We start from the raw sequence: 7,534 nt of genomic DNA on the forward strand, positions 1-7,534 counted from the left end.
TTACTGTGTATCTAAGTAATTATCAACTGCTGTGGCGCGGTCTTCAGCGTGTTCTAACAGTGTATCGACGGCGTTATAAAAGTCGCTGGTGCTTTCTAAGAAGGTGTAACCAGACACTTCAGTGGTTGCATAGGGTTCAATCAGTGCCGAGTAGGTGTTGTACTTTGCCTGCATTTTATTGGTTTCAAATGCATCGCTAATCACCTCGAGTAAATATTCGTTATAGCGTTCACGGTAGACATCATCCGCGTACAGTTTTGAGATGAGTGGCCAACTACTTGAATTGAGATCCGAGAAGTTTAGTGCTAGCGCTCCACCTTGTTTACCATCTTGGAAGGCCTCGTTGTTGTCCCATGGGATCCAGGTGAGCTTTGAGGTTTCTGGATTGTTGTATAGGTAGTAGTTGTGGGGCATTCTACCGTAGGTGTCCCAGTTTTGAATAATGCCATTAACGGCTAGGTATTTTAAAAATACGTCAACATCAAATACTGCTTCTAAATTGGTGCGCCATGTCGCCGGATCGCTTGTATAAGTATCGTCATGTAGGGCACTAAATAATGCCTCGATATCAGACCAATCTTCGTCGTCTTCGTTGGTCTTTTTCTCAAAATCGTCTTGATTAAATGACCCTTCAACAAACATTGCGCCATCATCTTCTGGTTTGTACAGGTTGCCTTCGTCGCTTGAGAATTGTGTGTCGATTAGTGTGTCATCCACTTCTTCAACTAAGGTGTATAAACCAAAATATTCAGGGCCGTCGCCGTGGTCAATGTATAAGGTATAAAACCCAGTGTTAGAGACGGCAAGCCCTGCATCTTTAAACACATCGGCGGCGACTTTTTCACGCAACATTGATTCATCATCAAAATTATTTTTTAAACTAAACTTTTTAAAACCATAAAAACGTTGGTTTTTAATTTGTGGGTAATCATCTTCAAATTCGTCAAAGTCGAGCTTTAAAGCCAGTTTTAAAATGCCTTGCTGCCAACTGGTTTGCAGTGATGAGTTACCTTTAAAGCGGATACCAACACGATACCATTGGGTACCGTTATAAAACACTTCTGCAGGTACAAAGATAGGATCGTCTTCATCCACTAGGCTGCTTGAACTGGTTCGGCCAAATGTGCCATAGAGATCAGTCAGGTTGTCTAACATGCTTTGCCAGCGCGTTTGGGTTACAACAATATCAAGTCGTTTTACTTCTGTGTCACTGAACACTTCGTCAAAGTTAGGGTCGACATTTTTGCTATGGGTTTCGTCTGTCCAATCTGTTGCTTCAAAATCAGCATCATCAACGTCGGTATCTGTACTGGTTTCTGTGTCTGTTGTGTCTGTGCTGGTCACAGTTTCTGTGACATCGGTGTCGCTGTCACTTCCACCACAGCCGCTTAGCATTAGAAAACTGCAGAAAATGAGCGTAAGAAATAGCGTAATAGGCTGGCTAAAAAGCCTATTGCTGTTAAGCAAATGATTACTGGTAAGCATCAGATTCTCCTGACAAATGGGTAAACTAGGTGATTCGATTAATTGAAATAAAATCGTTAACAGTATGTTAGTGATAAAAAGTGTAAAAATTGTGCAGAGAGCGTGGATATATAGAGCAAGTTGCTAAAAATGAGATAAATGATGACCCACAGTGAATTGCGCTTTTTTTGATGGTTTAGGCACGAAAGTGGATAAACTGAAGATTATTACAAATCAATGCGCTAAAGTAACCGCCAAGTTAATTGAGTACTAAGTTGTTAGGAAGTTAAATGAATATTGGAAATGAAGTAATTGATAATTTAGCCGATTTAGAACGTTTTTTACTCTTAGTCGAGAAAGGCGGTCTAGGTTTGCAGGGCGTAGCTGGTGTGGGGATGGCCACCAGTAATGCGGATGGTCGTCATTTTGTCGCTGTTTTTGGTGATAACCATAAGCTTTTACTTGGCCGCTGGGTAACGCCGGAAATTTTTGAAACGGGTCAAGATATGGTTAAAAATGGGGTTAAGCCTAAGCACTGATCCCCCCCAGGTTTAATCAAGATGAATACCGTTTAAACAAAAAGGCAGAATACGATTCTGCCTTTTTTACTCGCTGATTTGAGTTACTTGTCTGAGTTAGTTGAGCCAATTTTATGAATGGCTAAGTCAGCGCCAATAAATTCATGTTCCTGGCTTAAACGTAAGCTTGAGATTTTATTTACCATGCCGTAAACGATTAGACCGCCCATTAATGCGACAACAACACCAGCAACACTACCGACTAATTGAGACATTAAGCTTACCCCGCCAAGGCCGCCCAATGCTTGCTGGCCAAAAATACCTGCCGCAATACCGCCCCACACGCCACATAAACCGTGAAGCGGCCATACACCGAGTACGTCATCTATTTTACTGCTGCGTTGTAATTTAGTGTACACCCACACAAATAAACCGCCCGCGATACCGCCTACAATAAATGCGCCGACAGGGTGCATTAAGTCAGAGCCAGCACAAACGGCAACTAAGCCTGCTAACGGTCCGTTATGAATAAACCCTGGGTCGTTTTTACCCACAATTAGCGCGATAACCGTGCCGCCAACCATGGCCATTAAACTATTGACTGCCACTAAGCCGCTAATGCCATCGAGTGTTTGTGCTGACATCACGTTAAAGCCAAACCAGCCCACTATCAGCACCCATGAGCCTAGCGCCAAGAAGGGAATGTTAGACGGTGCAAATGCAATACCCGGTTTACGACCACGACGAGCGCCAAGTAAATAAATGGCTACAAATGCAAGCCACCCTCCCATGGCATGTACTACTACAGAACCGGCGAAGTCATGAAATTGGGCGCCAAATTGGTTTTCTAACCAGGTTTGAAAGCCATAATTGCCGTTCCAGATAATGCCTTCAAATAACGGGTATACAAAAGCCACAATCATGGCCGAGGCAAACAAGAAGGGCCTAAAACTGCCACGCTCGGCAATGCCGCCCGAAACAATGGCTGGGATCGCCGCTGCGAAGGTTAATAAAAAGAAGAACTTAACTAACTGATAGCCGTTATCTGCGCCAAGCGTTTCAGCACTCACAAAAAAGTGGCTTCCGTATGCGATTTGATAACCAATGACAAAGTAGGCAATGGCCGAAAAAGCAAAGTCCGTCAAAATTTTAACCAGGGCATTTACCTGGTTTTTGTGTCTTACAGTACCGACTTCTAAAAATGCAAAGCCAGCATGCATGGCCAAAACCATGATTGCACCAAGTAAGATAAATACCGTGTCCGCACTTTGTGCAATGACACTAATTGCATCGCTAATGTTATTTGTTTCAGTTGCCATTGAAGGATTCTCTTTGGGAATTCATGCGCTTATAAAGCAAAAGCCATTCCGTTTTTTTGATTAAAGCCTTGCTCTGTGGGCACTCTCGGTGCAAATCTATGAAAATGTTGTTGAAATTATTTGAGCCTTGCTCGTTTTTTGTGCATGGGGTTGAATTTATTATGCTAAAAATGATGGGGTTTTTAGTGGAATATGTTGAGGTTGTACCAATATAGTGCGCTCACGCTTTGTTTTGGTGCAGCCTGGTGTTGGGGGCATTAACATGATATTAACTTAAGTGTAGGCGAGTTTATTGACGTGAGCGTTGAGCCAATAAGGATCTGTATGACAAGTGTAAGAATTGCAGGTGTGGGGATGATCCCCTTTTGCAAACCAGGTAAACACCAGCCTTATCGTGTGATGGCTGCCAAAGCAATAAAACTGGCATTAGCCGATGCTGGGCTTGAGGAAAAATGGATTCAGCAAGCTTATGGAGCCTATATTTATGGCGACAGCACAAGCGCCCAGCATGCTTTATATGATGTATGCCAAAGCGGTATTCCGATTATTAATGTGAACAACAATTGCTCGAGTGGTTCAACCGCATTGTTTTTGGCTCGCCAGGCGGTGTTATCGGGTCAGGTTGAGTGTGCATTAGCATTTGGCTTTGAAGAAATGCAACCTGGCGCGTTAGGCTCACATTGGCAAGACAGAGAAAGTCCATTCGAGCGGCTCGATCCTGTATTGCAGCAATTCAACGCACCACAAGGGCCTATTGCGTTACGTGCTTTTGGCGCGGCTGGCCGCCATTATATGGACAAATACCATGTAGGCGCTGATATCTTTGCTAAGGTGGCCGAAAAGTCACGCAGACATGCCATCAATAATCCTTACTCAATGTTTTCAACACCATTAACATACCAACAAGTGCTAGACGATAAAGTGATATACGACAATTACCTTACGCGCTTAATGGCGTGTCCGCCAACCTGTGGCGCCGCCGCGGTTATCGTATGCAGTGAGGCATTTGCCCGCCAGCATGGTCTTTCGTCTCAGGTCAAAATACTTGCACAAGCCATGGCAACCGACACCGAACTTTCGTGGCAAGACCCTATATACGCAGTAGGCAAAAGTATGAGTCAGCAAGCGGCACAGCAGGTTTATGAAGATGCTGGAGTGAGTCCAAACGACATTGATGTGATTGAGTTGCATGATTGCTTTACCCCAAATGAGGTGATTACTTATGAGGCTTTAGGGCTGTGTCCTGAAGGTGGTGCAGCACAATTTATTGCCGATGGTGACAACACTTATGGCGGCCGTTATGTGATTGGGCCATCGGGCGGGTTAATGTCAAAAGGCCATCCTATTGGGGCGACCGGTTTAGCGCAATGTACTGAGCTAACTTGGCATTTACGAGGCCAAGCAGGTCATCGTCAGGTGGATAACGCTAAACTGGCATTACAGCATAATGTGGGGTTGGGCGGTGCCGTTGTGGTGACCTTATACGGCGTGTAGTTTGCCTTTTTAGTCATGCAGTGCGAGGCTTATCGCACTGCATGCTAATACCATTGCGCATTCATAATTCTCGCTGCGAGCTCATTGACTCACGTGCAATGGTATAAATAATGTTAAGCGGCTTTTTTCGCTTTACGACCAAAAGTGCGACGACAAAATGTCACCAAGCTGAACGATAAAATGCCCGTGCCAATCAACGAGACTAATGTAATCAATGCCACATAACTGGCCGGCATATTCAGTCCATCGTGCAGTGGGCGTACAAAGCTGGCAATCCTGCCCGATAACGGCCTATCGCTGTGTTTTAATGCCGACTCGATAACGCCTGTGGTGTGGTTGATGCTAATGCGATCGGCTTCTCTTAACCAAACACCTGGATGCTCGTCAAATTGAATCGAAAATATCTGTGCTTGCGGCTTAATCGCATCGCCTTGCATGTCAGGGCTAGGCTTTTTTCTTGGTTTTGAACGAGGTTTACTCACTGAGACTAACTCTGCGTCTGGCCACACTTGTTGGGCACTCGTGAGCTGGCTTAACCAATCATTACTTTGGCTTAGTGGAAACGATTGAGTAACAGGTTTTTGATTTAGCGCCCCAGTCCATAAGCTATTGTAGGTTATTAAAAAGCCGCTCAAGCACAAAATAAATAAAGGTATTGAGATAAATAGCCCAAGCTGAATATGGCTTTTTAGCAGACTGCTTGAACGAGTATTTTTTGGCAGTGTTTGTTTTAAGCGAAAGCCGTTACGTACCCGCCACCATAAATAAATCCCAATTAATGTGACAATCGCGCCAGCCAAAGAGGCCCATGCATTGATGTATTTACCGCCATTGTCGATTAAAAAATTACGATGTAACCAAAAGGCGGTTTCATAAAAAGGCAGGTCGAATGAAGCGCGGTTAGCAAGCTCATTGAGCTCACTGTCTAATGCGATAGCTTTGCCGCGCGTGGTGGCTTGAATATAAGGAGTATGTTCTGTTGGAAAACGTACCGTGCTCATTTCGGGGTAGCGTTCAAATACCTTTGCTACCGTTTCTGCTTTTTGCTCAATCGTTTGCGGGACAAAGGTTTGGCCTAAACTGTCTGTGCGCTTTAATAAATCTACGCTGCCTAAATAAACCCCTGTCGTTAGTACTATTAACATGGTGATGCTAATAACAAAGCCTATCCAGTTATGAAGCCATTTTAATATTGAAACCATATTCATGTTGTATTTGCTCAAATTACACTGTGATGTGTTAATGTTTTTGGAAGTGTTGTAAATAACCTAAATTCTGGATAACAAACGCCTTTCAAACAGCCCTTTGTCTTTCTCACTGCGTTGATTTAACTTGCAATAGACTCGCTATTGGCGAGTTAATTCGCCTTGTGATTAACACAAATGACAAGCTTGAAAGTCGACAAGGGTTAACCTATTTATTTTTTCGTTTTATCAATTCATCTTTTATCCACATTTTAGGTAAAACGATTGAATATAGTAGATAAAGTGAGCTCTTTACTGTTAAAAGAGTCCGCTCACCACGCAATGGTTGGTAATGATAATTAATCTCAATTATTTGTTCAATTGGAGTGTTAGAAACGAGGCGACTGAGTATGTCATTCGCTTAGATTGTTAGTGTTTGGTTTTTTAGATGTTGGTTTTTTGTTTGTTGGTTTGAGGGTTAGAGCTATATGTAACAAAATATTTTACATATATTGGTATTGTTGCTAACAATTAATGGGCACCTTACTTTAATTCTCGTTAACTCCTGATTGTAAATACAGCCTTAACAAGGCTGATAGCTGATATCACTATTAAACGGTTGCATAGGTTTTATGGTGATATTGCAGATCCTAGTTATTTTAGTCTTGAGTTACTCATAAAGGATTGTCTATGAACTCACATACGTTGCTTGGCCGACAAGATGGATTTTTGCATGCAAGTGTCATCAATACGGGGGGAGCATTTTATTACCCAATATGGTTTAGGCAAACTGCCATTTTAATCACTGGCGCAGTGGTAACCTTAGGGTTATTTATATTTATGTCTCAACTGGTTAAAAACGATCAAATCTATATTGGCGAGCCAAGCGATGCTCCGGTTATTAGTGTGGTTCAGGATACGCCTAAACCCATACCACCTAAAACGGTTGAGCGATTAAAACCCAAACCAGTAATCCCTGCCATTGAGCGCGTTGCAGTACCTAGTGCTGGCGGAACTGAAGTGACCATGATACCCAATGAGCTTTTACCGCCAGTGATGCCGAGTCAGTCTGAAACTTATGAGCGTGGTGTTAGCTCAAGTGATGCATTGCCTGTTGTGCAAGTTGCTCCTCAATATCCAATTATTGCGGCCCGTGATGGGGTTGAAGGATATGTTATTGTTGAATTTGATATCAATGAAGTGGGTGCTGTAATAAATGTCAGTGTGATAGAAGCTCAGCCTAAACGCACATTTGATCGCTCTGCAATTCAGGCTGTCAAAGGTTGGAAGTACAAACCTAAGGTGGATCAAGGCCATGCAGTTAGCCAACCGCGCCAGCAAGTGAGGCTCGACTTTACCTTAGAGAAAAGCAATTAATGAATCTTGGCCTATCGCCTAAGTGGCCTTGTCATTTAGTGCAACAAGATTTGAAGCCGCTACCCTCGCTAGGGCCTGTTGACCTTTCAAGGTTGTTTTTGCAGCGAATTGTTGGCCATTACTCATATACAAGTGCGCGGCAGAGACTTTGAGGTGTAGTTATTCTACATAAAAAGTC

General features: G+C 43.3%; 6 protein-coding genes. 3 read left to right on the forward strand and 3 right to left on the reverse strand.

The window, feature by feature from the left end:
- Positions 1-1,485, reverse strand: coding sequence for a CotH kinase family protein (locus L2703_RS13480; protein WP_248971597.1), 1,485 nt, complete (start codon positions 1,483-1,485; stop codon positions 1-3).
- A gap of 269 nt (positions 1,486-1,754) precedes the next feature.
- On the opposite strand from L2703_RS13480, the gene L2703_RS13485 reads away from it, so the two are divergent.
- The gene (locus tag L2703_RS13485) at positions 1,755-2,003 is read left to right on the forward strand and encodes a hypothetical protein (RefSeq protein WP_248971598.1); all 249 of its coding nucleotides are present in this window, start codon (positions 1,755-1,757) and stop codon (positions 2,001-2,003) included.
- Positions 2,004-2,086: 83 nt separating this feature from the next.
- Here L2703_RS13485 and L2703_RS13490 read toward each other — a convergent pair whose 3' ends face one another.
- Positions 2,087-3,301, reverse strand: coding sequence for an ammonium transporter (locus L2703_RS13490; RefSeq protein ID WP_248971599.1), 1,215 nt, complete (start codon positions 3,299-3,301; stop codon positions 2,087-2,089).
- 324 nt (positions 3,302-3,625) lie between these two features.
- Here L2703_RS13490 and L2703_RS13495 point away from each other — a divergent pair, with 324 nt between their 5' ends.
- The gene (locus L2703_RS13495) at positions 3,626-4,795 is read left to right on the forward strand and encodes a lipid-transfer protein (protein WP_248971600.1); all 1,170 of its coding nucleotides are present in this window, start codon (positions 3,626-3,628) and stop codon (positions 4,793-4,795) included.
- A gap of 113 nt (positions 4,796-4,908) precedes the next feature.
- Here the strand turns inward: L2703_RS13495 and L2703_RS13500 are convergent, their stop codons facing one another.
- Positions 4,909-6,003, reverse strand: coding sequence for a PepSY-associated TM helix domain-containing protein (locus L2703_RS13500; protein ID WP_248971601.1), 1,095 nt, complete (start codon positions 6,001-6,003; stop codon positions 4,909-4,911).
- Between the two features lie 666 nt (positions 6,004-6,669).
- Here L2703_RS13500 and L2703_RS13505 point away from each other — a divergent pair.
- Positions 6,670-7,356 carry an energy transducer TonB gene (locus tag L2703_RS13505; protein WP_248971602.1) on the forward strand — a complete coding sequence of 229 codons (687 nt, stop codon included), beginning with the start codon at positions 6,670-6,672 and terminating at the stop codon, positions 7,354-7,356.
- Positions 7,357-7,534 lie beyond the last annotated feature (178 nt).

Source organism: Shewanella basaltis (assembly GCF_023283885.1).
In the GTDB taxonomy this organism is placed as follows: Bacteria; Pseudomonadota; Gammaproteobacteria; order Enterobacterales; family Shewanellaceae; genus Shewanella; species Shewanella basaltis.

Bases quoted from the DNA above. Each gene is read 5' to 3' on its own strand.
- L2703_RS13480 (WP_248971597.1), bottom strand. From the start codon at position 1,485: ATGCTTACCAGTAATCATTTGCTTAACAGCAATAGGCTTTTTAGCCAG.
- L2703_RS13485 (WP_248971598.1), top strand. From the start codon at position 1,755: ATGAATATTGGAAATGAAGTAATTGATAATTTAGCCGATTTAGAACGT.
- L2703_RS13490 (WP_248971599.1), bottom strand. From the start codon at position 3,301: ATGGCAACTGAAACAAATAACATTAGCGATGCAATTAGTGTCATTGCA.
- L2703_RS13495 (WP_248971600.1), top strand. From the start codon at position 3,626: ATGACAAGTGTAAGAATTGCAGGTGTGGGGATGATCCCCTTTTGCAAA.
- L2703_RS13500 (WP_248971601.1), bottom strand. From the start codon at position 6,003: ATGAATATGGTTTCAATATTAAAATGGCTTCATAACTGGATAGGCTTT.
- L2703_RS13505 (WP_248971602.1), top strand. From the start codon at position 6,670: ATGAACTCACATACGTTGCTTGGCCGACAAGATGGATTTTTGCATGCA.